This window comes from Micromonospora sp. NPDC005252 (genome assembly GCF_042872475.1).
Classification (GTDB): Bacteria; Actinomycetota; Actinomycetes; order Mycobacteriales; family Micromonosporaceae; genus Micromonospora.
On record NZ_JBIAKN010000018.1, the window covers coordinates 1 to 26,188 of the forward strand.

Annotated in this window: 26 protein-coding genes; 11 read left to right on the forward strand and 15 right to left on the reverse strand. The window is 73.1% G+C overall.

Annotated features, from left to right (window positions below):
* Positions 1-149 precede the first annotated feature (149 nt).
* A complete protein-coding gene (locus ACFYPH_RS28920; RefSeq protein WP_363942367.1) occupies positions 150-806 on the reverse strand; it encodes a DedA family protein in 657 nt (218 codons plus the stop codon).
* Between the two features lie 283 nt (positions 807-1,089).
* Here ACFYPH_RS28920 and ACFYPH_RS28925 point away from each other — a divergent pair, with 283 nt between their 5' ends.
* Complete coding sequence (locus ACFYPH_RS28925; protein WP_387186204.1) at positions 1,090-3,942, forward strand: aconitate hydratase; 2,853 nt, start codon at positions 1,090-1,092, stop codon at positions 3,940-3,942.
* A gap of 212 nt (positions 3,943-4,154) precedes the next feature.
* On the opposite strand, the gene ACFYPH_RS28930 is transcribed toward ACFYPH_RS28925, so the two are convergent.
* Complete coding sequence (locus ACFYPH_RS28930) at positions 4,155-4,601, reverse strand: hypothetical protein (RefSeq protein WP_387186207.1); 447 nt, start codon at positions 4,599-4,601, stop codon at positions 4,155-4,157.
* A gap of 114 nt (positions 4,602-4,715) precedes the next feature.
* Between ACFYPH_RS28930 and ACFYPH_RS28935 the strand changes: the two genes are divergently transcribed.
* Both ACFYPH_RS28935 and ACFYPH_RS28940 read left to right on the forward strand, forming a co-directional pair.
* Positions 4,716-5,483 (forward strand): helix-turn-helix transcriptional regulator, encoded by a 768-nt coding sequence (locus ACFYPH_RS28935; protein WP_363935990.1) that lies wholly within the window; start codon positions 4,716-4,718, stop codon positions 5,481-5,483.
* A complete protein-coding gene (locus tag ACFYPH_RS28940) occupies positions 5,474-5,662 on the forward strand; it encodes a DUF397 domain-containing protein (protein WP_210917330.1) in 189 nt (62 codons plus the stop codon). Before ACFYPH_RS28935 ends, ACFYPH_RS28940 begins: the two co-directional genes overlap by 10 nt.
* A 14-nt stretch (positions 5,663-5,676) precedes the next feature.
* Here the strand turns inward: ACFYPH_RS28940 and ACFYPH_RS28945 are convergent, their stop codons facing one another.
* The 9 genes from ACFYPH_RS28945 to ACFYPH_RS28985 form a co-directional block, all read right to left on the reverse strand.
* A complete protein-coding gene (locus ACFYPH_RS28945; RefSeq protein ID WP_387186210.1) occupies positions 5,677-6,936 on the reverse strand; it encodes an RNA polymerase sigma factor in 1,260 nt (419 codons plus the stop codon).
* Between the two features lie 4 nt (positions 6,937-6,940).
* Positions 6,941-7,267 (reverse strand): YciI family protein, encoded by a 327-nt coding sequence (locus ACFYPH_RS28950; RefSeq protein WP_354861789.1) that lies wholly within the window; start codon positions 7,265-7,267, stop codon positions 6,941-6,943.
* 104 nt (positions 7,268-7,371) lie between these two features.
* The gene (locus ACFYPH_RS28955) at positions 7,372-7,983 is read right to left on the reverse strand and encodes an ATP/GTP-binding protein (protein WP_354861778.1); all 612 of its coding nucleotides are present in this window, start codon (positions 7,981-7,983) and stop codon (positions 7,372-7,374) included.
* Positions 7,964-8,350, reverse strand: coding sequence for a DUF742 domain-containing protein (locus ACFYPH_RS28960; RefSeq protein ID WP_007462630.1), 387 nt, complete (start codon positions 8,348-8,350; stop codon positions 7,964-7,966). The genes ACFYPH_RS28955 and ACFYPH_RS28960 overlap by 20 nt, the downstream gene beginning before the upstream one ends.
* 5 nt (positions 8,351-8,355) lie before the next feature.
* Positions 8,356-8,778 carry a roadblock/LC7 domain-containing protein gene (locus ACFYPH_RS28965; protein ID WP_354861787.1) on the reverse strand — a complete coding sequence of 141 codons (423 nt, stop codon included), beginning with the start codon at positions 8,776-8,778 and terminating at the stop codon, positions 8,356-8,358.
* A 91-nt stretch (positions 8,779-8,869) separates the two neighbouring features.
* Positions 8,870-11,476, reverse strand: coding sequence for a nitrate- and nitrite sensing domain-containing protein (locus ACFYPH_RS28970; RefSeq protein WP_387186213.1), 2,607 nt, complete (start codon positions 11,474-11,476; stop codon positions 8,870-8,872).
* 123 nt (positions 11,477-11,599) lie between these two features.
* Positions 11,600-13,204: a prenyltransferase/squalene oxidase repeat-containing protein gene (locus tag ACFYPH_RS28975; RefSeq protein ID WP_387186216.1), complete on the reverse strand. Its 1,605-nt coding sequence runs from the start codon at positions 13,202-13,204 to the stop codon at positions 11,600-11,602.
* Entirely contained in the window at positions 13,197-14,114 is a 918-nt protein-coding gene (locus tag ACFYPH_RS28980) for a terpene synthase family protein (protein WP_363936001.1), read from the reverse strand. The genes ACFYPH_RS28975 and ACFYPH_RS28980 overlap by 8 nt, the downstream gene beginning before the upstream one ends.
* Positions 14,111-15,448: a cytochrome P450 gene (locus ACFYPH_RS28985; protein ID WP_354861786.1), complete on the reverse strand. Its 1,338-nt coding sequence runs from the start codon at positions 15,446-15,448 to the stop codon at positions 14,111-14,113. The genes ACFYPH_RS28980 and ACFYPH_RS28985 overlap by 4 nt, the downstream gene beginning before the upstream one ends.
* Before the next feature lie 465 nt (positions 15,449-15,913).
* Between ACFYPH_RS28985 and ACFYPH_RS28990 the strand changes: the two genes are divergently transcribed.
* Positions 15,914-16,162: a DUF2630 family protein gene (locus ACFYPH_RS28990; protein WP_354861771.1), complete on the forward strand. Its 249-nt coding sequence runs from the start codon at positions 15,914-15,916 to the stop codon at positions 16,160-16,162.
* 49 nt (positions 16,163-16,211) lie between these two features.
* Here ACFYPH_RS28990 and ACFYPH_RS28995 read toward each other — a convergent pair whose 3' ends face one another.
* The 3 genes from ACFYPH_RS28995 to ACFYPH_RS29005 all read right to left on the reverse strand — a co-directional run bounded on the left by ACFYPH_RS28995 (position 16,212) and on the right by ACFYPH_RS29005 (position 18,923).
* On the reverse strand, positions 16,212-17,144 hold the full coding sequence (locus ACFYPH_RS28995; RefSeq protein ID WP_354861745.1) for an RIO1 family regulatory kinase/ATPase: 933 nt from the start codon (positions 17,142-17,144) through the stop codon (positions 16,212-16,214).
* 208 nt (positions 17,145-17,352) lie between these two features.
* Positions 17,353-17,997 carry an HAD family hydrolase gene (locus ACFYPH_RS29000; RefSeq protein WP_354829501.1) on the reverse strand — a complete coding sequence of 215 codons (645 nt, stop codon included), beginning with the start codon at positions 17,995-17,997 and terminating at the stop codon, positions 17,353-17,355.
* Positions 17,998-18,062: 65 nt separating this feature from the next.
* Positions 18,063-18,923 carry a carbon-nitrogen hydrolase family protein gene (locus ACFYPH_RS29005; RefSeq protein ID WP_355067633.1) on the reverse strand — a complete coding sequence of 287 codons (861 nt, stop codon included), beginning with the start codon at positions 18,921-18,923 and terminating at the stop codon, positions 18,063-18,065.
* A 77-nt stretch (positions 18,924-19,000) separates the two neighbouring features.
* Here ACFYPH_RS29005 and ACFYPH_RS29010 point away from each other — a divergent pair, with 77 nt between their 5' ends.
* From ACFYPH_RS29010 to ACFYPH_RS29040, 7 genes are all read left to right on the forward strand, one after another.
* Positions 19,001-19,573 (forward strand): TetR/AcrR family transcriptional regulator, encoded by a 573-nt coding sequence (locus ACFYPH_RS29010; protein WP_234591495.1) that lies wholly within the window; start codon positions 19,001-19,003, stop codon positions 19,571-19,573.
* A 133-nt stretch (positions 19,574-19,706) separates the two neighbouring features.
* Positions 19,707-20,639, forward strand: a complete 933-nt coding sequence (locus tag ACFYPH_RS29015; RefSeq protein ID WP_387186223.1) for a TIGR04222 domain-containing membrane protein — start codon at positions 19,707-19,709, stop codon at positions 20,637-20,639.
* The gene (locus ACFYPH_RS29020) at positions 20,636-21,454 is read left to right on the forward strand and encodes a DUF692 domain-containing protein (protein WP_354861741.1); all 819 of its coding nucleotides are present in this window, start codon (positions 20,636-20,638) and stop codon (positions 21,452-21,454) included. The genes ACFYPH_RS29015 and ACFYPH_RS29020 overlap by 4 nt, the downstream gene beginning before the upstream one ends.
* Positions 21,451-21,975 carry a hypothetical protein gene (locus ACFYPH_RS29025; protein WP_387186226.1) on the forward strand — a complete coding sequence of 175 codons (525 nt, stop codon included), beginning with the start codon at positions 21,451-21,453 and terminating at the stop codon, positions 21,973-21,975. The genes ACFYPH_RS29020 and ACFYPH_RS29025 overlap by 4 nt, the downstream gene beginning before the upstream one ends.
* Positions 21,960-22,721 carry an SDR family oxidoreductase gene (locus ACFYPH_RS29030; protein WP_363936009.1) on the forward strand — a complete coding sequence of 254 codons (762 nt, stop codon included), beginning with the start codon at positions 21,960-21,962 and terminating at the stop codon, positions 22,719-22,721. The genes ACFYPH_RS29025 and ACFYPH_RS29030 overlap by 16 nt, the downstream gene beginning before the upstream one ends.
* A gap of 152 nt (positions 22,722-22,873) precedes the next feature.
* Entirely contained in the window at positions 22,874-23,473 is a 600-nt protein-coding gene (mug, locus tag ACFYPH_RS29035; RefSeq protein ID WP_387186229.1) for a G/U mismatch-specific DNA glycosylase, read from the forward strand.
* 209 nt (positions 23,474-23,682) lie between these two features.
* The gene (locus ACFYPH_RS29040; protein WP_387186233.1) at positions 23,683-24,171 is read left to right on the forward strand and encodes a hypothetical protein; all 489 of its coding nucleotides are present in this window, start codon (positions 23,683-23,685) and stop codon (positions 24,169-24,171) included.
* 4 nt (positions 24,172-24,175) lie between these two features.
* Here ACFYPH_RS29040 and ACFYPH_RS29045 read toward each other — a convergent pair whose 3' ends face one another.
* The gene (locus ACFYPH_RS29045) at positions 24,176-26,152 is read right to left on the reverse strand and encodes an ABC transporter ATP-binding protein (protein ID WP_354861747.1); all 1,977 of its coding nucleotides are present in this window, start codon (positions 26,150-26,152) and stop codon (positions 24,176-24,178) included.
* Between the last annotated feature and the right edge of the window lie 36 nt (positions 26,153-26,188).

Consider the following 26,188-nt stretch of genomic DNA (forward strand, 5'->3'; position numbering starts at 1 on the left):
CGAACACCGCCTCCTACGACATCACCGTCGAGCACCTCGCCGACTGGATCGCCACCCGCGGCTACGCCACCAGCTGACCCCACCCCAGCACCACCACCGACAAGGGCCGGACCCCACCACGGGGCCCGGCCCTTTCGGCATGCCCCGGGTCAGCGATCCCTGCCGGTGCGGGCCGGCTCCGCGGACTGCGCCGGCTCGGCCGCACTCACGCGGTGGGCCCGTCGGCGTAGCCACCACGTGCTGGCCAGCCCTGCGAGCACCGCGAGGACCAGGCCGGCCCAGGAGATGTCCTTGAGCCAGTGCTCGGCGGCCCGGCCGACGGTGAACAGCAGGTACGTGGTGCCGAACGCCCACACCAGCCCGCCGGCGGCGTTGGCCAGGAGGAACCGCCGGTACGGCACGTGCAGTGCCCCGGCGAGCGGGCCGGCCAGGATCCGCAGCAGCGCCACGAACCGGCCGAAGAACACCGCCCAGACGCCGTGCCGGGCGAAGCTCTGCTCGGCCCGGGCTAGCTGGGCGGGGCCGAGATGGCGGGGGAAGCGTCGGCCCAGCCGGGCCAGCAGCGGGCGGCCGCCGCGGCGACCCACCGCGTACCCGATGGAGTCGCCCACGATCGCTCCGGTAGCGGCGGCCGTGGCCACCCACTCCGGCTCCACCACTCCGGTGGCCGCGAGCAGGGCCGAGCTGACCAGGACGATCTCACCGGGCAGGGGTACCCCCATGCTCTCCACGCCGATCACCCCGGCGACGAGCAGGTAGACCGCGATCGGCGGCAGCGACACGAGCCAGTGCTGGACGTCGAACACGGTTGACCCTCCTCCGACCGGACCTCGAACCCTACCCGCGGCGGCCTGCCCGGCCGGCCCCTCGACGAAGACCCGGCGGCGGGCGGTGCGGCCACGCGCACACCCCCTATCCATCCTAGGAGGCTAGGGATGGAGGGATGGGCGAACCGTGCGCCGAGTTGCGAAACTAGCAAGACGGACGTACGGTTTTGTTTGAGAGCGGAATCGTCGGTAAGTGTCACCTAACCTCGGCGGCACCCCGGTCGGTGCGACACACTGCTCAGGACTACTCACGGTCGCTGGTGTGAAGGAGTACGACGTGGCGAGCCTCGACACCTTCGGTGCGAAGACCCAGCTACGCGTCGGAGACGCGAGCTACGAGATTTTCAAGATCGACAAGGTGGACGGCCACGATCGGCTGCCGTACAGCCTGAAGATCCTCCTGGAGAACCTGCTGCGGACCGAGGACGGCGCGAACATCACCGCCGACCACATCCGCCAGCTCGGCGGGTGGGACCCGACCGCCGACCCGAGCGTGGAGATCCAGTTCACCCCGGCGCGGGTGCTCATGCAGGACTTCACCGGCGTGCCGTGCGTGGTCGACCTGGCCACCATGCGCGAGGCGGTACGTGAGCTGGGCGGCGACGCCACCAAGGTCAACCCCCTCGCCCCCGCCGAGCTGGTCATCGACCACTCGGTGATCGCCGACCTGTTCGGTCGCGAGGACGCGTTCGCCCGCAACGTCGAGCTGGAGTACGAGCGCAACAGGGAGCGCTACCAGTTCCTGCGCTGGGGCCAGACCGCGTTCAACGAGTTCAAGGTCGTCCCCCCGGGCACCGGCATCGTGCACCAGGTCAACATCGAGTACCTGGCCCGCACCATCATGGAGCGCAACGGCCAAGCGTACCCGGACACTGTGGTCGGCACCGACTCGCACACCACGATGGTCAACGGCCTGGGCGTGCTGGGCTGGGGCGTCGGCGGCATCGAGGCCGAGGCCGCGATGCTCGGCCAGCCGGTCAGCATGCTGATCCCGCGCGTGGTGGGCTTCAAGCTGTCCGGCGAGATGCCGGCCGGCACCACCGCCACCGACCTGGTGCTCACCATCACCGAGATGCTGCGCAAGCACGGCGTGGTCGGCAAGTTCGTCGAGTTCTACGGCCCCGGCGTGAGCGCCGTGCCGCTGGCCAACCGGGCCACCATCGGCAACATGTCCCCGGAGTACGGCTCCACCGTCGCGATCTTCCCGATCGACGGCGAGACGATCCGCTACCTGGAGCTGACCGGCCGCGACGCCGCGCAGGTCGCGCTCGTCGAGGCGTACGCCAAGGAGCAGGGCCTCTGGCACGACCCGAAGGCGGAGCCGGACTACTCGGAGCGCCTGGAGCTGGACCTGGGCTCCATCGAGCCGTCGCTCGCTGGCCCGAAGCGTCCGCAGGACCGGGTGCCGCTGGGCGCCGCCAAGACGCTGTTCCGCTCGGCGCTGACCGACTACGTCGCCGAGGAATCCGACGTTGAGCGTGACCTCAAGCCGGGTGTGCCCCGCGAGGAGCTGCCGCGCGGCGCGAACGGGCCGGCCGACGAGGCCAGCGCCGAGTCGTTCCCGGCCAGCGACCCGCCCGCCAACGAGTTCAGCGACCCGGCCGACGAGCCGCGCGACCTGGAGACCGCGGCGGTGGGCGCGGGCGGCCGGGCCACCAACCCGATCCGGGTCACCGGCGCCGACGGCGTCGAGTACGAGCTGGACCACGGCGCCGTGGTGATCGCGGCGATCACCTCCTGCACCAACACGTCCAACCCGCAGGTGATGATCGGTGCCGCGCTCCTGGCCCGCAACGCCGTGGAGAAGGGCCTGACCCGCAAGCCGTGGGTGAAGACCACCCTCGCCCCGGGTTCCAAGGTCGTCATGGACTACTACGAGCGGGCCGGCCTCACCCCCTACCTGGACAAGCTCGGCTTCAACCTGGTCGGGTACGGCTGCACCACCTGCATCGGCAACTCGGGCCCGCTGCCCGAGGAGGTGTCGGCGGCGGTCAACGAGCACGACCTGTCGGTCGTCTCGGTGCTCTCCGGCAACCGGAACTTCGAGGGCCGGATCAACCCGGACGTCAAGATGAACTACCTGGCGTCCCCGCCGCTGGTCGTCGCGTACGCCCTCGCCGGCACGATGGACATCGACCTGGCCAACGAGCCGATCGGTGAGGACAGCGACGGCAACCCGGTCTTCCTGCGCGAGATCTGGCCGAACAGCGCCGAGATCCAGGACGTCATCGCCCAGGCGATCGGCGCGACCGGGTTCAGCGCCGCGTACGCCGACGTCTTCGCCGGCGACGAGCGGTGGCAGTCGCTGCCCACCCCGACCGGCGACACCTTCGCCTGGGACAGCGACTCGACCTACGTGCGCAAGCCCCCGTACTTCGAGGGCATGCAGCAGGAGCCGAGCCCGGTCGTCGACATCTCGGGCGCGCGGGTGCTGGCCAAGCTGGGTGACTCGGTGACCACCGACCACATCTCGCCGGCCGGCTCGATCAAGGCCGACTCCCCCGCCGGCACGTACCTCGCCGAGCACGGCGTGCCGCGCCACGAGTTCAACTCGTACGGCTCCCGCCGGGGCAACCACGAGGTGATGATCCGAGGCACCTTCGCCAACATCCGGCTGCGCAACCAGCTGGTGCCCGGGGTGGAGGGCGGCTTCACCGTCAACCACCTCACCGGCGAGCAGACCTCCATCTACGACGCCTCGATGGCCTACCAGGAGGCCGGCATCCCGCTGGTCATCCTTGCCGGCAAGGAGTACGGGTCGGGCTCGTCGCGGGACTGGGCGGCCAAGGGCACCATGCTGCTGGGCGTGCGGGCGGTCATCGCCGAGTCGTACGAGCGGATCCACCGCTCCAACCTCATCGGCATGGGCGTGCTGCCGCTGCAGTTCCCGGTGGACGTCACCGCCGAGTCGCTCGGCCTGACCGGCACCGAGATGTTCACCATCACCGGTGTGACCGCCCTGAACGACGGCGACACCCCGCGTACGGTGACGGTCACGACCGACACCGGCGTGGAGTTCGAGGCCGTGGTGCGGATCGACACCCCGGGTGAGGCGGACTACTACCGCCACGGCGGCATCCTGCAGTACGTGCTGCGCCGCATGATCGCCAACTGATCGCGTACGACATTTGCGAAGGGCCGCTTCCCGCGCTGGCGGGGAGCGGCCCTTCCCCGTCTCTGCCTTCCCATGCCCCGGGTAGCTGTCTCGCGCCCTTTGCTCTGCTTCACTCGGCGCAACACTGACCGTGCGGTGCCGTTGCGCCCGTTGAAGCAGAGCAAAGGGCAAGAACGTGGTACGGCCAGCGAAGGATCCGGACCAGGTCCCGCTCAGCGCAGTCGCAGCGCGACCGCGCGGGCCTCTTCGTCGGTGAGGGGCAGGAACCAGAGGAAACGGCGAACGATGGCCACCGGATCGGGGCCGCCCGGCTGGCCGCGCAGGTCCCGGATCGCCCGCCGGGTGATCCGGGAGAACTCGGGGATAAGGGTCGCGCGGCGAGCAGCGTCCGTCGGGGTCGCTCGCAGCGCCGGGCAGGGCCAGTCCCGCCCGCAGGCGTCGCACATCCAGAGGGGACCGTCGGCGGTGTGCCCGACCGGCGGGCCGCACCGGGGTCGCCAGCGTGATTCGGGTACGACGTTGGCGGCGCGACCGGAACCACGGTGCGGAGGAATGAGCCGCTCGATGGGGCGGGGCGCGCTCTTGCGCGGCTGCTTCGGCCGGGACGGCAACGGACCGACGGTCGGCTTCGCGTGCTCTCGCGGCTTTTCCTCGGGCATCCTGCGCTCCCTCGTCGATGCTGTCTACACAGCACCCTGCCGAGGGTTGCCAAACAATTACACCGCGTAGAAGTATTTACCTCCGACGTCTGGAACGTTCTGGAGAGTGCGGAGATGAATCGAGCCGTACAGGCGGCCATGGTCGAAAAGGGCTACACAGCGGACAGTCTCGCTGCTCAGATTGGTGTCGATCCGAAGACGGCGGCAAAGTGGGCGAGCAGGGATCGAATTCCCCAGACTCGTCATCGTGCCCGGGTCGCCGAGCTGCTCGGTCGGAACGTCGAGGAGCTGTGGCCGGACGCGCTGAAGCGTCGAACGCCGGCCTGGTTCCGACCCTGGGCCGAGATCGAGCGCGAGGCGCTGTCGCTGCGGTCGTTTCAGCTCGCGTGGATACCGGGCCTGCTTCAGACGAAGGCGTACGCGCTGGCGACGCTGGTCGGCGAGGCGCTGACACCGGCCGAAGCCGACAATCTCGCCGAGGCGCGGCTGAGCCGGCAGGCCATCCTGCGCCGGGAACGCCCGCCGCTCATCGTCGCGGTCCTGGACGAGGGAATCCTCCGGCGCACCATCGACGGCGATCGGGCCATGATGCGTGAGCAGTGCGAGCGGCTGGCCGAACTGGCCGCTCTGCCGAACGTGTCGCTGTTCGTCGTGCCCGCCGACGTCGGCATGTATCCGGGCCTCGGTGGGCCGTTCACCGTGGCCGAGATGCCGGACGGGGCGCGGGTCGCCCACGTCGACAGTCAGGCGCAAGCGCAGCTCATCGACAAGGCGGCCGACGTTGCTACGCTGGACCGACGGTGGGAGCGCATCCGCGATGCAGCCCTGTCTCGTGCGCAGTCCCTTAACCTCATCAGAGAAGCGGCAGCATCATGGACCTGACCGGCGCTCGGTGGCGCAAGAGCAGCAAGAGTGGCAACAACGGCGGCGACTGCGTCGAGGTGGCCGACAACCTCGCGGGCGTCATCGGCGTACGCGACTCCAAGGACCCGGCCGGTCCGACGCTCGCCTTCGACCCGGCGGCCTGGACCCGCTTCCTGGTGCTGGCCAAGCGCGGCTGACCCGGAGGATCCGGCTACCTCGCGAGGTCGTCCGCCCGGTCGAGCAGAGCACGGCGCTCGGCGGCCGAGCCGGCCATCCCGGCGGCCTCCCGGAACAGCGCGGCGGCCCGCAGCCGGTCACCCTGCCGGGCGACCAGATCGGCCCGCACCGCCACGGCGAGCGGGTTACCGTCCAGCCCTCCCCCGGCCTGCGCCGCGTCGAGCAGGCCCAATCCGGCGTACGGCCCGTACGCGTAGCCGTGCGCGACCGCGCGGTTGAGCGCGATCACCGGTGAGGGCCGGATGTCGGCCAGCGCGTCGTAGGCCCGCGCGATCGTCGGCCAGTCGGTGGCCTCCGCGGACGGCGCGGTGGCGTGGCAGGCGGCGATCCGGGCCTGCCACGCGTACGGCCCGTCGTGGCGTACCCGAGCAAGGGCGGCCTGGCCCTCGGCGATGGCTGCGCGGTCCCACCGCGCGCGATCCTGCCGCTCAAGGGTGAGCAGGTTGCCTGCGGCGTCGCGACGGGCGTCCCGGCGGGAGTGCTGGAACAGCAGCAGCGCCAGCAGCGCGGCCACCTCGGACTGCTCCGGCATCAACCGGTCGAGCAGCCGGGCCAGCCGGACCGCCTCGTCGGCGAAGGCCGGCTCGCCGTCGACGACGTAGCCCCGGGTGAACAGCAGGTACAGCACGGCGAGCACCCCGGGCAGCCGCTCGGCCAGCGCCGGCCCGCTCGGCACCCGGTACGGGATGCCGGCCTGCGCGATGCGGGTCCGGGCGCGGGTCAGCCGGCGGGTCATCGTCGACTCACTGACCAGCAGGAGCCGGGCGATGTCGGCGGTCGGCACCCCGCAGACGCTCCGCAGGGTCAACGCCACCCGAGCCTCGATCGCGAGCGCGGGATGGCAGCAGGTGAAGATGAGCCGCAGCCGGTCGTCCACCACGTCCTCCCCCGCCGGGGTCTCGGGCCACGCGTCGTCCGGCGCGAGGACCGCCAGTTCGTGCAGCTTGCGGCGCTCGACGGCGGTCCGGCGCAGCACGTCGATCGCGCGGTTGCGGGCGACGGTCAGCAGCCAGGCGCCGGGGTTCGCCGGCACGCCGTCGCCGGGCCAGCGCTCCAGCGCGACGGCCAGGGCCTCCTGCGCGCAGTCCTCGGCCAACGCCCAGTCCCCGGTCACCCGGATCAGGGTCGCGACGATCCGGGGGTACGCGTCGACGCCAGCGGCCGCGACGGCCTGCGCCGCCACGGCCGCGCCGACGTCGTCGGGCGCACCGGTCGTGGTGTCGGTGCGAGCCATCCGATCAGTCCGACAGGGCACCGAACGGGCGCAGTTCCAGCCGCCCCTCCCGCGCCATCGGGTGGGTACGCGCCACCTCGATCGCCTCGTCGAGATCCGCGCAGTCGAGCAGGTCGAAGCCCACGATGACCTCCGTGGTCTCGGCGAACGGCCCCTCGGAGACGAGCAGTTCGCCGTCGCGGACCCGGACGGTGGTGGCCGCCGTGGTCGGCGCCAGCACGTTGCCGGTGAGGCGACGGCCGCGGGTGTCGTTGTCGGCCACCCACGTGTGGATGTCGGGCAGCTCGGTCGGGTCGGTGTCCGGTGCGGTGTCGCTGCAAACGAACATCATGAACTTCATCTGGCGCTCCCTCGGGTTTTCCGGGTGTCGCCAGCATGACGAACGGCCGGGGCCGATCCGGACACGGGTGCCCGGAAAATTGCCCCGACCGTCGGTCAGTCCCCGCTGGCGGCGCGCCGGCGAGCCTCGCGGGTCTTCATGGCGTGCTCCATGAGGGTCACGAGCACCTCCTTGCTGGACTCGCGCTGACGGGCGTCGCAGAGCAGCACCGGCACGCCCGGGTCCAGGTTCAACGCGGTCTGCACCTCGTCGAGCCGGTACTGGCGGGCGCCCTCGAAGCAGTTCACCGCCACCACGAACGGGGTGCCCCGACCCTCGAAGTAGTCGATCGACGGGAAGCAGTCGGCCAACCGGCGCGTGTCGGCAAGCACCACCGCGCCGATCGCGCCCAGCGCCAGCTCGTCCCAGACGAACCAGAACCGGTCCTGCCCCGGTGTGCCGAACAGGTAGAGCACCAGGTCGTCGCTGATGGTGATCCGACCGAAGTCCATCGCCACGGTGGTGGTGGTCTTACCCTCCACCCCGGACAGGTCGTCGATGCCGACGCCGGTCTCGGTCAGCACCTCCTCGGTGCGCAACGGCCGGGTCTCGCTCACCGCGCCGACCATGGTGGTCTTGCCCACGCCGAAACCACCGGCGACCAGGATCTTGATCGCGGTGGGCAGTGGCGTCGCTCCCGCCGGCCGCTCAGAGTGCCCGTAGTCCATTGATTACCGCCTCGAAGATGCTGTTGTCGGGAAGACCGGCCGTGGTCTGCGGTTCGCGTACCTGCACGAGGTTGCGGGCCGCCAGATCGCCGAGGAGCACCCGGATGGTCCCCACCGGCAGGTCGAGGTGGGCGGCGATCTCGGCGACGGACTGTATTCGCTGGCACAGGCCGACGATCGCCAGGTGCTCGGGACCGAGACCCACCTCCGGCGTCACGTCGGCACGGGTCGCGGTGACCAGGGAGATCAGGTCGAACGTGCCGGTGACCGGACGGGCACGCCCGCGTGTCACCGCGTACGGGCGCACCACCGGGCCCGCATGGTCATCCACCCACTGATGCTCTGCGGACTCCCCCTGCACCGTCATGGCCGTTACCTCTCGCCAGCCGACTGTTCGGCGCTCCGCGACGGGGAGGCCACGTACTTGCCGACCCGGGTGACGAGCATCGCCATCTCGTACGCGATGAGACCGACGTCGGCGTCCTCGCTGGCGAGAACAGCCAGGCAGGCGTTGCGGCCGGCGGCTGTGACGAACAGGAACGACGACTGCATCTCGATGATGGTCTGCTGCACCTGCCCACCGCCGAAGCGCTTGCCGGCGCCCCGGGCCAGGCTCTGGATGCCGGCCGCCATCGCCGCGAGGTGCTCGCCGTCGTCGCGGCTCAACCCCTGTGAGGAAGCCATCAACAGCCCGTCGGTGGAGAGCGCGACCGCATGCTCGGCCTGCTTCACCCGGCCCACCAGATCATCCAGCAACCACGTCAGGTCGGCACTCGAAGCCGTCTTCTGGGCCACTTCGTCGTCCTCTTCTCGCCCGGCAGTTGCGCCGTATTCGTCTTGGGCTTGACCGTCACACCGCGCGGGAACCCGCAGCACCGGCGCTCGGTCAGGTGGCTTGTGGTTCCTCGTCGGTCGGCTCGGACGTGCCGCTCGACGAGGCGTCGGACGCGCCACCGAGCAGTCGCGCCGCGTCGGTCCGACCGCGCCGGGTGCCGGTCTGATACGAGCTCATCATCCGGCGTACCTGCTCCGGCGGCCGTGCCACGTCCTCCTCGTCGGACTCGGTTGCCGCCGCCGGGTCGTCGCGCAGCTCGGGAACGATGTTCGCCTGGCGAACGCGGACCGGCAGGCCCGAGCCGGTCCGGTCTGTCTCGGCCCGCGCCGGAATCGGCCCGCCCTCGCCGCCCGGCTCGCCCTCGCCGCCCGGCTCGCTGCCGCCGCCGCTCGGGCCGCCCCGGTCCACCGCGGGCAGGCCGGTGGGCACCGTCGGGCCCTCCAGGGCCGGCTGGCCCAGGCCACGCCGGGACCGGGTGGGCAGCTCCGCCGCCGAGGCGCCCAGGGTCGTGCGCTGCCGGGTGGGGAGTACGACGTCGGTGTCGGTTCCGTCCACCTGCTGCTCGGTCGGGGTGCTGCTCTCGGCCGGCACCGGGGCGCCGGGGGTCACCGGCTGCGCCGCGCCCGGACCGCTCGTGTCCGTCGCCGCGGCGGCCACCGCGACCGACGAGAGGCTGGCGGAACGGCCGCCGTCGGCGGGACCGCCGGCGGGCGGCCCCGAGGGCAGCGCGATGGCCGTCGGCCCGACCGGCAACGCGCCGGAGGTCTCCGGGGCGGTCCCGTTCGAGGTGACCAAGTCCAGCGGGATGAGCACGACGGCGGTGGTGCCGCCGTACGCCGACTCCTTGAGCCGGACCCGCACGCCGTGCCGCTCGGTCAGCCGGCTCACCACGTAGAGGCCGAGTCGGGCGGCGTTGGCGAGGTTCAGCTCGGACTGGTCGACGATGCGGTGGTTCGCCGCGGCCAGGTCCTCCTCGCTCATGCCGAGGCCCCGGTCCTCGATCTCGATGGCGAACCCGTTGGCCACGAGCTGGCCACGGACCTCGACGGTGGTGTGCGGCGGTGAGAACGACAGGCCGTTCTCGATCAGCTCGGCGAGCAGGTGGATGATGTCGCCGACCGCCCGGCCGGCGAGCGAGACGGGCCCGAGCGGCAGCACGTTGACCCGGGTGTAGTCCTCCACCTCGGCGACCGCGCCGCGCACCACGTCCACCATGGGGACGTTGCGCCGCCAGGCCCGGCCCGGGGTGGAGCCGGACAGCACGATCAGGTTCTCCGCGTTACGCCGCATCCGGGTGGCCAGGTGGTCGACCCGGAACAGGTCCTCCAACTCCTCCGCGTCGTGTTCACGCCGCTCCATCGCGTCGAGCAGGGTGAGCTGGCGGTGCACCAGCGCCTGCGTACGCCGGGCCAGGCTGAGGAACACCTCGCGGACGTTGCGGCGCAGCTCGGCCTGCTCGACGGCGGTGCTCAGGGCGGTCTCCTGGACGGCGTTGAACGCCTTGCCGACCTGGCCGATCTCGTCGGTGCCGAACTCCAGCGGGGGCGCCTCGGTGGCGACGTCGACCTCCTCGCCGCGACCGAGCCGCTCGACCACCCGGGGCAGCCGCTCGTCGGCGAGCTGCCAGGCGGCCTGCCGCAGCCGTTCGAGCTGGCGCAGGAGGGTCCGGGCCGTGGTGATGGAGACGACGACCGAGGCGATGACGGCGAGCAGGCCCAGGCCGGTGGCGAGCACCAGCCGGACGACGACCATCACGGCCACGCCGGTGGCCCGGCCGACGATGCCCTCGCCGCCGTCGGTTACGGCGTCGTTCACCTCGGCCAGCGCCGGCTCGACGGTGCCGCGCCACTGCTCGGCGCTGACCGGCAGTTGGGTGGCCGGCCGGCCCTCGCGGATGATGCTGTCCTGTACGGCGCGTAGCCGGGTGAACGCCTCGCCCTCGACGAGCTGCCGGTAGCGGCGCTGGTCGGCGTCGGCGAGCCGGGCCCGGGTCTCCTCGCCGAGGAACCGCTCGGCGCCGACCAGGCTGACGTAGCGGGCGTACTCCGGGCCGCTGATCCGGCCGTTGCCGAAGAGGCCGCTGAGCAGCGCGTCCTCCTGGGAGATCAGCTCCTTCATCCGGTTGAGCTGGATCAGGGCCGCCGCGTCGGCGGCGATCTCCTTGTCGTCCAGGCTGCCCGTGACGTCGTAGATCCGAAAGATCGATTCGATCGCGTCGGTGTAGGCGTCGGCGGCGGAGATCCGGTCCACCTTGCGGGCGAGCACGTCGGCGCGGGTCTGCTTCAGCCCGTCGACCTGCGCGATCGTGGCGTCCAGCTGGGCGTCGAGCGCCGAGCTGCCGGCCACGTCGACCTGCCAGTTGCGGACCGAGGCAGCGAAGTCCTCGGCCAACCGCGCGGCCTTGCCCTGCTCGGCCTCCAGCGTCGCGCGCTGCTCGGCGTCGGGGTTGCTCAGGTACGCCTGGGTCAGCCGCCGCTCCAACTGGAGCTCCTGCAGCAACGGCTCACTGGGCGTGTAGACCCTGCTGTTGAGCAGCTGGACACCGAGCAGGTTGAAACCGTCCCGCAGGGTCACCCATGCCGCGAACATCCAGAGCGCGACCAGGGAGAGCAGCAGGGCGACAACCTTGGTGCGGATACTCGTACCGCGAGAACGCATTGAACCGTCCCAGGCCGGGGTTGACTCAGCTCATCAACGGGTGATCATGGCAGACGACGTCCCGCCACGGCGGGGCGAACGGGGCTGAGGCTCTGCGTACGCTAGCAGTGTCCACACAACCCCTCAAGTTGTTGTTTTTGTTGCCGCGTAACCACAATCCACCACCGAACGGTCGGCATCCGCCAGATGGACGGAGGCCAACCGGCAGGCGGCCAGCACCGCCGCGCGGACGATCGCGGTAGGACAGTACAGCTCCTTGCCGTACCACAGTGGAGGGTCGACCCGACCGGACGGCCGGTGCAGGTAGGCGTGGCCGCGCGCCACCGCGTCGTCGACCCGGGGCGCTCCGGTCGGTGCGGCCAGCAGCACCTGCAGGGCGTACGCGGTCTCCTCGGCCGTTCCGCCCCACCGCCCCCACGAGCCGTCGGCGCGTTGGCTGTCCAGCACCCAACGGGCCGCCCGGTCCACCGCCTCGGCCGCCACGCCGCCGCGACCGAACTCCGCCAGGGCCAGCACGCAGCAGGCCGTGGCGTAGTACGGCGAGGCGTGCCACCGGTCCTGCCAGGGGCCGTCGGCGAGCTGGTGTGCCGGCAGCATGATGCTGAGCCGCTCGATCGCCCGGTGGTAGCGCGTGTCCGCGCCGAGGTGCGCGGCCACGTGCTGGCCGAACGCGTCCAGCACGTGCGCGTTGGTGGTGACCGAGAAGCCGTCCTCGCTCCCCGGCCAGGTGCAGAAACCGTCTGCCATCTCGTACGCCCACAGGCTGGCCGGGTCGGCGGGATGGCCGAGCCGGGCCAGCGCGTCCAGCGTGACCGAGGTGGTGTCGGCGTCGGTCGGCAGGCCCTCGCCGGTGGCGACGCCCTCGGCGGCGGTGGCGGCGGCCAGGGTGCGCAGCACGGTCGCCGGCGGGTTGACCGCGACACCGGCGCGGCGCAGCCCGCCGAGCACCCAGGCCCGCTCGAAGACGGTGATCGGGGCCGGGCAGGGCACCGGCCCGTCGCCCTCGCGGATCAACTCCCGCAGGAAGGCGTGCGCGGCGGGGCCGGCGTCCGGGCCGGCGGCGGTCAGCCAGGCGGCGGTCGCAGCGGGTGAGGCGCCGACGGCGGTGAGCGTCGGCCCGGCGTCGGCCGGTGTCGCGTCCAGCACCTCGTAGAAGTGGGCCAGCTTGGTCGGCAGCGCCGCCCCGGCGGCCACCGCGGCCCGTACCGCGCGCAACCGGTCGGGGCCGAGCCCCGGTGGCAGGGTCAGCGGCGGGTGGGGCAGCCGGTCGGCGGTCGCCCGGTCCAGCCGGGTCAGCCGGTCGTTGATCGACTCGACCAGCGCGGGGACGATGAGGTCCAGCGCCGGGGTGTCCGGCAACGCCCGCGCGTGCGTGGCGAGCAGCCGGCCGGTGAGCGCGTCGAGCCCGCGCGCCACCGGGGCGAGCAGGTCCGGCCCGGACCACCCGCCGTCGGCCAGCGCGGCGAGCAGAGCGTCGGTGGCGCTGAGCGTGGGCACCAGGGCGTACCCCTCGGGCGGGCCCCACGCGCCGTCCGGGCGCTGCTCGCGCAGCAGGAACCCGATCCGCTGGTGGTGTCCCGGCAGCCAGGCCGCACCGGCGACGAGCCGGCCGCTCTCGTACACCGAGGCGGCGACCTGCCCCCACGGCCGCAGCGCGAGGCCGGCGATCAGCTCGCGCGCGGCGTCGGTGGCCGGCTCGGCCAGTACGCGCGGGGAGCCCTCACTCACCGCGTGCCCCCCAGAAGTCCGACAGCTGGTAGAAGCCACCCGTGAAGGAGATCTGCCGGTGCAGGTAGTCCGCCTGGCGGGGGCAGCGTTCGGCGAGGGCGGCCAGGTCGCCGCGAGACCGGGTAGTCAGCTCGGCGAGCCGGGCGTGCACCCGCGCCGGGTCGTCGACAAGCAGCAGGGCGTTCAGATCACCCCACTCGGCGTCCCGCCCGTGCGTGGCGAGGTCGTTGACCAACCGCAGCACCCGCTGCACGCCACGTCCGGCGTCCAGCAGGTCGGTCAACTGGGCGAGGGTCCGCTCGTCCCCGGTGGCGATCCAGTGCGTGACGTTGACGAAGGAGCAGGCGAGGTTGTCGGCGTTGTCCAGATAGCGGTCCAGGTCCGGCAGGCGCCGCCCGGTGGTCGGGTCGGTCGGCAGGTTCTTCCAGTCCCACTCACGCGACACGGCGGCGAGCATCCGCGCCAGCTCGTCGCGCCAGATCGGGCGCAGCCGCGTGAACGCCGGGACGCTCGCCAACTCGTCGCGCAGGTCGGCCAGCAGCCGCGCCAGGTGCCGGCCCGGCGGGGGCGCGGCGCCGTCGGCGACCGCCAGGCAGTCGGTCACGATCGCCCGGACGTCGTCGGCGGACCGGGCGAGGTAGTCGACCTGCCAGTCGGCGGCGAAGACCCAGAGCAGGGTACGGGTGGTGATCCGCAGTTCGGCGGCGGTGTGCCAGGGCGCGGTGAACGCGATCGCGGTGGCCACCGAGCTGAGCAGCGCGGCGTCGAACGGCGCGGCGTCGAAGAGTTCCGGGTGGGCGGCGGTGACGCCCTGCAGGTCGCGGACGCCACGCACGGCGAGCGCGCACACCCGGCCCTGCTCGGCGACCGCGTCGGGCCCGGCCTGCACCGGCCACGGGACCCCGGTCATGACACGACCGGCCGCTCGACCGGAGTGACGATCAGCTCGGCCCGCTGCTTGGGTTGCAGCGAGGCGCCGAGCCGGGGTGTCAGGCCGACGGGCTCGCGCAGTCGGAAGCGGTAGCGACTCAGCACGGTGCTGACGATGAGCTGCGCCTCCAGCAGGAACAGGTACTGCCCGAGGCACTGGTGCGGGCCGCCGCCGAACGGGAAGTAGGAGTAGCGGTAGCGCCGCCGGGGCTTCTCCGGCGCGAAGCGCTCCGGGTCGAACAGCGTCGGGTCGTTCCAGAACGTCGACATCCGCTGGGTGACGTACGGGCTGACCAGCACCGTGCCACCGGCCTTGATCCGCACACCGCCCAGCACGTCGTCGCCGACCGCGGTCCGGGGGATCATCCAGCCGGCCGGGTAGAGCCGCAGCATCTCGTCGAGCACCATGCGGCCGTAGCGCAACTGCGGCAGGTGCTCGCGGCCGACCCGTTCCGCGCCGACCACCTGCTCGATCTCGTCGGTCATCCGCTCGGCCACGTCGGGCCGGGAGGCCAGCACCGGCCACAGCCAGGAGAGCAGGGCGATGGTGGTCTCGGTGGCGGTGGAGAACATCGCCACCACGTCGCCGCGGATCGCGTACTCGTCCGGTTCGCTGCCGTCGGCGCGCGGCCGGCAGAGGGTGGAGATGATGTCGTCGCCGTCGGTGGGCCGGGCCCGGGCCTCCCGGATGATCGGCAGCACCACCTCGTCGATGGTCCGCACGGCCTCGGAGAAGCGTCGGTCGCCGGGCATCGGCACCGCGTACGGCACGAAGGGCACCAGCAGGCGCGGGAGCATCGCGGTGGTGACGGTGTCCAGCGCGGCGCTGATCCGCAGCGCGTCCGGCACGGAGATGCGGTCGGCGAAGAGCACCCGCATGGTGGTCCGCAGCACGATCCGGGTCAGCTCGGCGCCGCCGTCGATCGGGCGGCCGTCGCGGGCGGGCTCCAGCCACTCGTCGACGGCCTCGTTGATCGCCTCGGCCATCCGGTCGACGAGCGTCTCGGCCCGCTTCGCGGTGAACAGCGGTTGCAGCGCGCCGCGGCTGGACTCCCAGATCTCGCCCTCGGCGACCAGGATGGCGTCGCCGACGATCCGGCGGACCGGCCGCCACAGCAGTCCGTCGCCGTCGCGGGTGTAGTTGGCAACGTTGTCCCTCAGCACGCGTTGCAGGTGCTCCGGGTGACTGACGAGGTAGGGGCGGAACGAGCCGAGGTTCAGCCGGACGACCTCGCCGCCAGCGGCGTCCGCGAAGCCGACCAGCGCGCCGAGCGGGTCGCGGACCAGCGCGGGCAGGGCGCGACGGAGCGGGATCATCCGGGGTTCGGTGCTGACGGGGGTGGGGCCGGCATCGGACACCTGGGACATGCAACGTCTCCTCGTCGTTCCGCCGGCCTGGGTTGTCCACTTCGGCCGGTCGGGACTGTGGAACTTTCACCTTCTGGGCGACGGAAGCATCTCACCAATTCGGGGGCACCTCTAGACCTGTGACCGGTGAGATTCCACCGACACGCCCAACGGACATCGATGGCGATGGCCGGCCTGAGTCCTGAGTGGATAGTCAGGATGCGGCACCGATGCAGGTCGCACCCGTGCACGTTGAGGTCGCAGCCGCCGGCGAGCCCACGGGACGGCGGGTCCGTGGGCTGCTCGGCCAGCGGGCCCGCCCGCCGGGTCGCACCCGGGCGATCCCAGAGGGCGGGCGGCGCGGGCGCGCCAGGACGCACCGGTACCTGCGAATCCGGGCGATGTCGGGCACCCTGTGCCAGGCTCTGTGGCATGGACGACAAGACCATCCTGAACCGGATCTCCGAGCTGGTCGACGAGGAACACCGGCTGCGCGCGGACGCCCAGGCCCACGAGTCGGGCACCGAGGGCGAGGCCAGCGAGCGGCTGCGCGCCCTGGAGGAGTCCCTCGACCAGTGCTGGGACCTGCTACGCCGCCGTCGGGCCGCCCGAACCACCCACGGCGACCCGGACTCCCAGGGCGAACGCCCCAAGCCCGAGGTCGAGCGCTACCTGCAGTGACGGGTACGGGCGGGTCGGGCGGCCGCTCGGGCCGCCCGACCCGCTCCGGTCAGCGGATGCCCGCCTCCCGCAGCAGCTCCCCCGTCAGAGCACCGGGGTCGACCTGCTCGGCGCCCAGCCCCCGGGCCACGAACCAGGCGCTGACCACCCGCACGTCGCGGGCCAGGAACTCGGGCCCCTGCGGGTTCGCCACCACGTCGACCACCTGCGGCAGATCGATCACGACCAGCCGCCCGGAGTGCACGAGCAGGTTGTACGGCGACAGGTCGCCGTGGGCGTAGCCGGCCCGGGCCAGCACGCGCAGCGCCTCGACCAGCTGACCCCACAGGTCGCGCAGCTCGGCCGGGCCGGGCCGCAGCTGGGCCAGTCGGGGCGCGGCCAGCCCCGACTCGGCGTCGCCGACGAACTCCAACATCAGTTCGGTGCCCCGCAACTGCACGGGGTACGGCACGGCGATCCGGTCGTGCCCGGCGCCGATCTCCCAGAGCCGGGCCAGCGCGGCGAACTCGGCCGCCGCCCACTGCCCGGCGATCATCTGCCGGCCGAAGGCCGTCCGGCCGGCCATCGCCCGGTTCTCCCGGGACCGCCGCACCCGGCGCCCCTCCAGGTAGCCGGCGTCGCGGTGGAACAGCCGGTGCTCGGCGTCCCGGTATCGCTTGACCGCCAGCAGGCAGGAGCGGTCCGTGTCCGGTACCGCCCGGCGGACCAGGTGGACGTCCGCCTCCTTACCGGTCTTCAACACACCCAGTTCGGTGTCCTTGGCGGCCAGCTCGGTGACCAGCCACTGCGGATGCGGCGCAGGGCCGTGCACGGCGTCGTCCCACGACGACCAGCGTTCGCCGGTGGCCGGGTCAGGATCGCCGTCGGGGTCGGCGAGCGGCTCGGTGGGCCGCCCGCGCTTCAGAAACTGCGGTTCGTCGTCGTCGAAGCGGCTCTTGCCGCGGCTGCGGCGCTCCAGCGCCGGCAGGTCATGATCGCGCACTGTGGTGAGGTTCCCTTGGTCGAGGCTGAGTTAGGCAGCTGGAAGCGACCTGCGAAGACGGCCATGACCAACCCCCTCTCCTCGACCGGGCGTACGCCCGGGTGCACGATGCGCCGCCCATGCTGCCGTCGCCCCGACGGCCGGTCAATCGAATTACCGCTGCCGCCGCCCGGCCGGTGCGCGCCGCGTCCGGCGGCGGCGAACCGCGTCAGCTCGCGAGCACCGTGGCGACCGCGGCGATCAGCCCGTCCACCGTGCGGCTCGGCGCGAACCGGACGTCCGACCAGGTCCGTCCCCGGTGCAGCCAGACGCTGGGCAACCCGACGGCGGCAGCGCCGCCGATGTCCGCCTCCGGGCTGTCGCCGACCACCCAGGCGCCGCGCAGCGGCATCCGGACCCGCTGCGCGGCGAGCGCGAAGATCCGCGGGTTGGGCTTGCTGACCCCGGCCTCCTCGGAGATCACCCAGTCGGCGACGTACCGGTCCAGGCCGGTACGGCGGATCTTGGCGTCCTCGACGCGTACGGTGCCGTTGCAGACCACCACCGGCACCCAGCCCGCGTCGTCGGCGATCCGCAGCGCGCAGGCGGTCAGCGGATCGAGGCGGGTCTGCGCCACCACTCCGTCGTGCAGCTCCTCCACCAGGTCGATCGAGGGGATCCGCAGCTCGTAGCGGTCCCGGATCGCGTCGGCCAGGTCCCAGCGGTCGGTCAACCCGTCCGCGTCGATCGAGAGCAGCCAGTCGATGTCGGTGGGGGGCGCGCCGATACCGTCCAGGAAGCGCTCACCCCAGCGGCGGAACGGCCCGGCCCGATCCAGCAGGGTGTTGTCCAGGTCCAGCAGGAGCAGTGGCACTCGGGCACCCTACGGGACCGACGTGTCCGCCAACAGATCCCGCGGGTGTCGACCTGACGGTGGGCTCAACCGGTCAGCGACACCCGTGGGCCGCCCTGGCTCGGCAGCAGATCGGCGAGCATCGAATGGGCCGACCGGGTGGCCGTGAGCGCGGCCGGATCGAGGGTCGCCACCAGCACCGCCGTGCCCTCGTCAGCGCCCCGGGCGAGCGTACGTCCCTGCGGGTCGTAGATCGCCGCGCCGCCGTTGAACCGCCACGGGTCGCCGCCGCCGACCGCGTTGGCGAAGACCACGAACATCGTGTTGTCCAGGGCCCGCGCGGCGTAGTACAGGTCCCGGCGGTGCTCGGAGCCGGCCAGGTAGCCGCTGGGGCACAGGTAGGCGTGCGCGCCGTCGAGCGCGGCGGCCCGGCCGTGCTCGGGGAAGCAGCCGTCGTAGCAGATGCCCAACCCGAGCCGCCAGTCGTCGACCAGCAGCGTGGCGCCCCGACCGCCGGGGCTGAACAGCTCGCGCTCGTCGCCCCACAGCTGCTGCTTGTCGTACCCGACCCGGATCGCGCCGGCGCGGTCGACCACCAGGGCGGCGATGGTGCGCCGACCGTCCGGGTGCCGCGCCGCCGCCCCGACCACCACGGTGATCCCGGCCGTCCGCGCCGCGGCGCGCAACGGGTCGAGCCGACCGTCGGCGACCACCCCGGCCGGGTCGGCCACGACGTCGGTGCCGACCGGGTCGGCGGCGAGGGTCGGCGGGTGGTACGCGCACAGGTACAGCTCGGGGAGGACGACCACCCGGGCGCCCTGTCCGGCGGCCTGACGGACCAACTCGGCGGCGGCCGTCGCGTTGCCGGCGACATCACCGGGTACGGGGGTGGCCTGGACGGTGGCGACGGTCAGCGCCGCGGTGGGCGTGGGGTGAGGCGGGGTCACCGGAGGATGGTAAACGGCACCGCACCAAGCCGTACGTACGGTTTGCATAGGCCGGGGTGACCTGCGACGATCGACGTGTGCCCAGAGTAAGCCAGGACCAGCTCGACGCGCGCCGGCAGGAGATCCTCGCCGCCGCGCGGGCGTGTTTCGCGCGGCTCGGCTACGAGGGGGCGACCGTCCGCCGCCTCGAGGAGGCCACCGGGCTGTCCCGGGGCGCCATCTTCCACCACTTCCGGGACAAGGACTCGCTCTTCCTCGCCGTCGCGGAGGACGACGCCGCCGCCATGGTCGAGACGGTGGCCCGCAACGGTCTGGTGCAGGTGATGCGCGATCTGCTGGCCCGCGCGGTCTCCCCCGACACCACCGGCTGGCTGGGCAGTCAACTGGAGGTCTCCCGCCGGCTGCGCACCGACCCGGCGTTCGCCAAGCGCTGGGCCGAACGGTCCGCCGCGATCGCCGAGGCGACCCGCGACCGGCTGGCCCGCCAACGCGACGCCGGGGTGCTGCGCGAGGACGTACCGATCGACGTGCTGGCCCAGTTCCTGGAGCTGGCCTACGACGGCCTGGTGCTGCACCTGGCGATGGGCCGACCGGCCGGCGACCTGGGCCCGGTGCTCGACCTGGTCGAAGAGGCCGTCCGCCGCCGCTGAACTCCGGCCGCACCGTCGCCTGGTCGAGGAGGCCGTCCGCCGCCGCTGAATCCCGGCCGCGCACCGGGACGGGGACCGTGGCGGTCGTGCTCCACAATGGGGCCGCCGATCCCTCCGGCGACAGGAGCAGCCGATGATCGTCCACGCCGCGTCGGGCGACACCTGGGGCATCCCCGGCCCGACCTTCCTCCGGCTCTACCTCGTGGCGGCCGCCGTCGTGGTCGCCCTCGCGGTGCTGCACCGGGTACGCCTCGCCACCGGCGCGGAACCCCTCGTCGCCGAGCCGCTCGGTCCCCAGGAGGTCGCCTACCTCAACGGTGGGCCGGCCCTCGCGGTGCACGCCGCGCTGGGCGGCCTCCGGGGCAGCGGCGCGATCGACGTCGGTCCGGATCGCCGCCTCTTCACCACCGGCCCGACCCCGACCGGGCTCACCCCGCTGGAACAGGCGATCCACTGGGCCGCCCACCAGGGCGCCCGGGCCCGGGACCTCGCCCAGGACCAGCGCGTGGCCGCCGCGCTCGACCAGCTCGGCGTCAGCCTCGAAGGGCGGGGACTGCGCGTGAGCCAGGCGCAGCAGGCCTCCGCACGACAGTGGAGGCTCCTCCTCGCCGCGCTGCTGGTGCTCGGCGTGGTGCGGCTGTTCGCCGGCCTGGCCAACGGGCGGCCCGTGGGCTACCTGCTGCTCACCCTGGTCGGGGTGCTGGTGGCGGTGCTGCTGCTCTGGCGGGTGCCGCAGACCAGCCGGGCCGGTCGCGCCGCGCTGCGCGACCTGCGCAAGCGGCACACCCACCTGGCCCCCGCCTCGTCCCCCGCGTACGCCACCTACGGCGCGGCGGGCGCGGCGATGGGCGTGGCGCTGTACGGCACCGCGTCCCTCTGGGCGATCGACCCGGGCTTCGCCGAGCAGGCCGAGATCCAGCGGCAGGCCATCGCCAGCAGCGGCTGGTCCTCGGGCACCAGCACCGGGTCATCGGGCACCGCCGGCAGCTCGTGTGGCGGCGGCAGCTCCTGCGGTGGCGGTGGCGGTGGTGGCGGCGGATGCGGCGGCGGTGGGTGCGGCGGATGACCGCCCCGTACGGCGTCGGCATCGGCTGGCGTCCCGAGATCGCCGGTTTCGTGGCCGAGCTGCCCGGGTTGCGCTTCGTCGAGGTGGTGGCCGAGTCGGTGCCGGCGACCGGGCCGCTGCCGCCGGGGCTGGCGCAGCTGCCCGAGCGCGGCGTGACCGTCGTACCGCACGGGGTGCGGCTCTCCCTCGGCGGCGCCGAGCCGGTCGACCCGGCCCGCGTCGCCCACCTGGCCGCCGTCGCGCAGCGGATGGACGCCCCGCTCGTCAGCGAGCACATCGCGTTCGTGCGGGCCGGCGGGCTGGAGGCCGGGCATCTGCTGCCGCTGCCGCGCAGCCGGGAGGCGGTCGACGCGGTCTGCGCCAACGTGGCCCGGGCGCAGGCCGAGCTGCCCGTGCCGATCGCGCTGGAGCCGATCGCCGCCCTGTTCGACTGGCCCGACGACGAGCTGGACGAGGCGGACTTCCTCACCGAGATCCTCGACCGCACCGGCGCGCTGCTGCTGCTGGACATCGCCAACGTGCACGCCAACGCCCGCAACCGGGGCAGCGACCCGCTCGCGCTGCTCGACCGGCTGCCGTTGGACCGGATCGGTTACGTGCACGTGGCCGGCGGGGCCGAGCACGGCGGGTTCTACCACGACACGCACACCGATCCGGTGCCGCCGGAGGTGCTGGAGCTGGTCCGCGCGCTCTGCGCCCGGCAGCGGCCACCGGCGCTCCTGCTGGAACGCGACGGCGGCTACCCACCGGCCGCCGAGCTGCGCGCCGAGCTGGACGCCCTGGCCACCGCCGCCGGCTTCCCGGCCGTGACGTGACGGGCACCGACCCCCGCGCCGGGCTCGCCGCGCGGCAGGCGGAGCTGGTGGCGACGCTGGTCGCCGGAGGTCCGCCGCCGGCGGGCTTCGCGGCCGGGCCGCTGGCCGCCACCCGGGCGGCGCTGCGACGCAAACGGGCCGGTGAGGTCGCCCGGCACTGGCCGCTGCTCGCCGCCGGCCTCGGCACGGCCTGGCCGGCGACCTTCGCCGACTGGGCCGCCGAGCGCCCCACCGCCGGGTCCCTGCGCGACGGCTGGGACCTGGCCCGGGCGCTGCGCGACCGCGACGCGCTGCCGCCGGCCGGCGCCGAGGAGCTGGCCGTCCGCGAGGCGGGCCTGCGCTACGACGGGCGTCAAGCGCCGCGTCCGCGCCGGCTGCCGGCCGTGGCCCGCGCCGGCGGGGCCGTCGCGGTGCAGATCGCCGGTTGGGTACGCCTGGTGCGCCCCGCCGCGCGTCCGCCCGCCCACGTTGGCGGGCCCGAGCCGGATGCGGCAGGATCGGCGACATGGATCTCGGACTGACCGACCGGGTGTACGTGCTCACCGGCGCCTCCCGCGGCCTGGGCTACGCGACGGCGCAGTGCCTGGTCGCCGACGGCGCGCGGGTGGTGCTCTCGGCCCGCGACGCCGACGCCGTCGACGCCGCCGCCGATGCGCTGGGTGGCCCGGACCGGGCGGTCGGCGTCACCGCCGACCTGGCCGACCCGCAGACCCCGGAGCGGCTCGTCGCGGCGGCCCGGAAGCACTTCGGCCGGATCGACGGCGCGCTCATCTCGGTCGGTGGCCCACCCGCCGGTAATGCGGCGTCGATCACCGACGAGCAGTGGCGGCACTCCTTCGAGACCGTCTTTCTGGGCACCGTCCGCGCGGCGCGCACCGTCGCCGCCGCGCTGCCCGACGGGGGCGCGATCGGGCTGGTGCTCTCCACCTCGGCCCGCGGCCCGGTGCCCGGCCTGGGCATCTCCAACGGCCTGCGGCCCGGCCTGGTCGGCGTCGCCAAGGACATCGCCGACGACTACGGCCCGCGTGGCGTACGGGTGGTGGGCCTGCTGCCCGGCCGGATCCTGACCGACCGCAACCGGGAGCTGTTCGCCGCCACCGGTGACCCGGAGCGCGCCCGCGCCGAGGCGGAGGCGAGCATCCCGTTGCGACGCCTCGGCGACCCGGCCGAGTTCGGCCGGGTGGCCGCGTTCGTGCTCTCCCCCGCCGCCAGTTACCTGACCGGCCTCACCGTGCCGGTCGACGGCGGCGCGCTGCGCGGCCTGTGACACCCGGCGCTCCGACACCCGGCGGCCGGGCCGTCGCTTCGACACCCGGCGGGCGAAGCGGCGCTCCCGCACCCGGCGGGCGAAGCGGCGCTCCCGCACCCGGCGGGCGAGCCGGCGCTTCGACGCCCGGCGGGGGCGGCCGAGGCGGGGATGTGCCGCCCGCGCTGGGAGGTCGTGCGGGTGCCGCGCATCCACGGCCGAGCAAGGCGGACCTGGCCGCCGCCACCGACCGGACCATCCCCGACGTGCTCGCGCCCGAGCTGTCGGTGCTCTTCGTCGGGATCAACCCGGGCCTCTGGTCGGCCGCCACCGGCTGGCACTTCGCCCGGCCTGGCAACCGGTTCTGGCCGGCACTGCACCTGGGCGGGTTCACTCCCCGGCTGCTGCACCCGAGCGAGCAGGGCGAGTTGCCGGCCCTCGGGCTCGGCATCAGCAACATGGCGGCTCGGGCCAGCGCCCGCGCCGACGAGCTGAGCGCCGAGGAGCTGCTGGACGGCGCCGTGATCCTGACCGACAAGGTGACCCGGTACCGGCCGCGCTGGGTGGCCGTGGTCGGGGTGACCGCGTACCGGATCGGCTTTCAGCGGCCGAAGGCCGCCTTCGGGCCGCAGCCGGAGTCGCTGGCCGGGGCGCGGCTGTGGGTGCTGCCGAACCCGAGTGGCCTGAACGCGCACTTCACGCCGGTCACGCTGGGGGCCGCGTTCGCCGAGCTACGCGAAGCGACCGGCCTGCCGGACCGTCGCCCGGACTGACGCACCCGGCCATTGATCGACTCGACTTCATGGAAGTCGGGCTGTCGACGCGACCGGGACACCCCCGATTCCAGGAACCCGAGTCGATCAACGCTCGGGGGCGTGGGTGTGTTCGTAGCCGAGTAACCCACTCCTGGGCTGCCGCTTCCACTGGTCCCCCCACCATGATCGACAGGTTCGTTCCATCGTGGACTGGGGACGAACGCCACATGGCCGACGACTGCAAGCCTGGGCTGGAGGAGCTGCTCGCCTCGCGGCTGTGGCCCGCGGTCCTCGTCCCGCTCGGTGCGCTCGCCGCGCTGGTCGCCGCTGGCATCTGGCTGGCGCCCACCTTCCCGTTCGTACCGGTCGCTCTTCTGCTCACCACGGTGGTGGTGGCCTGGCGACAGCGGGGCGACGCCCTGTTGGCCGACGAGACCGGACTGTGGATTCGGCGCCGTGGCCGGGTCACTCGCCGCTACCGATGGGAGGAGATCCGCGAAGCTGGCCTGACCCGGCCGGGCTTCGGTCAGGTCGCCCTGGCTGTCTACCCCAACGGCGGGCCGTGGGACGTGCCCGGCCCCAACAGCGCGGTCCTCGTGGGTCGCATCTGGATGCTGCGCAAGCCCGACCGGCAGATCACCGACCGGGTCAACGCGTTGCTGCGCTCGCGGGGCGTGCGCACGATCGACTCGCCGCACCCCCCGATCGGCACCTGACGGGTCAGTTGGCGGCGGCGGGTGGCATCGCCTCGTCGGCGACGTACGTGCCCAGGGGCATGACCACCGGCTCGGAGCCGGTCGCGTCCACGAAGGGCCGGGGCGAGTCGGCGACCGCGAACTGGGTGCGGTACAGCTCGGCGTAGAGCCCGCCGACCGCGACCAGCTCGTCGTGGCGGCCCCGCTCGACGATCCGCCCGCCGTCGAGCACGAGGATCTGGTCGGCGTCGCGGACGGTGGAGAGCCGGTGCGCGATCACCAGGGCGGTACGCCCGGCCAGCGCCACCGACAGCGCCCGCTGCACGGCCGCCTCGCTCTCCGAGTCCAGGTGTGCGGTCGCCTCGTCGAGGATCACGATCGACGGGGCCTTGAGCAGCAGGCGGGCGATGGCGATGCGCTGCTTCTCGCCGCCGGAGAAGCGGTAGCCGCGCTCGCCCACCGTGGTGTCCAGCCCGTCGGGCAGCGACCGGACGAGGTCGGCGACCTGGGCGCCGGCGAGCGCCGCCCAGATCTCGTCGTCGGTGGCGTCCGGCTTGGCGTACCGCAGGTTCTCGGCGATCGTCTCGTGGAACAGGTGCGAATCCTGGGTGACGACGCCGATCTCGTCGCGCAGGGAGGCGAGCGTGGCGTCGCGCACGTCCGTCCCGCCGACCAGCACCTGGCCGTCGGTGACGTCGTAGATGCGGGAGATGAGCATGGACAGCGTCGACTTGCCGGCGCCGGACGGGCCGACGAGGGCGACCATCTGCCCCGGCTCGACGCTGAACGAGACGCCCTTGAGCACCGGCTCGTTGACGGTCCGGTCGAGGGTGGCGACCTCCTCCAGCGACGCGAGGGAGATCTCGGCGGCGCTCGGGTAGCGGAAGCGGACGTCGCGGAAGTCGACGCGACCGTTGCCGCGGGGCACCGGCACCGCGTCGGGCTTCTCGACGATGCCGGGTTCGAGGTCGAGCACCTCGAAGACGCGGTCGAAGGAGACCAGCGCGCTCATCACGTCCACCCGGACGTTGGAGAGCGCGGTGAGCGGCCCGTACAGCCGCGTGAGCAGCAGCGCGAGGGTCACCACGGTGCCCGCGCTGACGCCGCCGGTGACGGCGAGCCAACCGCCGAGGCCGTAGGTGAGCGCCTGCGCCAGCGAGGCGACCAGCAGCATCGCCACGAAGAACGTCCGGGAGTACATGGCGGACTGGATGCCGATGTCACGCACCCGCTCGGCCCGGTCGGCGAACCGGCGGGCCTCGATCTCGGGCTGGCCGAACAGCTTCACCAGCAGCGCGCCGGCCACCCCGAACCGCTCGGTCATGGTCGCGCTCATCTTGGCGTCGAGGTTGTACGCCTCGCGCGTGATGTCGGCCAGCCGCCGCCCGACCCGTCGCGCCGGGATGATGAAGATCGGCAGCAGCACCAGCGAGAGCGCGGTGATCTGCCAGGAGAGGGTGAACATCACCGCGGCGGTGAGGACCAGTTGGATGACGTTGCTGACCACACCGGACAGGGTGGAGGTGAACGCCCGCTGGGCGCCCAGAACGTCGTTGTTGAGCCGGCTGACCAGGGCACCGGTCTGGGTGCGGGTGAAGAACTGCAGCGGCATCCGCTGCACGTGGTCGTAGACCCGGGTACGCAGGTCGAGGATGATGCCCTCGCCGATGCGGGCCGAATACCACCGCTGGGCCAGCGACAGCAGCGCGTCGGCGACCGCCAGCCCGGCGATGAACAGGGCCAGCTGGACCACGAGCCGGCCGGCCTCGCTGCCGCCCCGGTTGATCGCGTTGATGACGTCACCGGCGAGCACCGGCGTGGCCACGCCGATGATGGCGGCGAGCACCACGGTGGCCAGGAAGACGATGATGTCGCGCCGGTAGGGCTGGGCGAAGGCCACGATGCGGCGGGCCACGCCGTGCTTGAGCCGGTGGGTGGAGACCTCGTCGCGGTTACGCATCGACCGGAGCATGCTCCACCCGGCCATGCCACCGCCGGACATCGGGTTGGACACCGCTCACCTCCGGGTCGTCGGGTG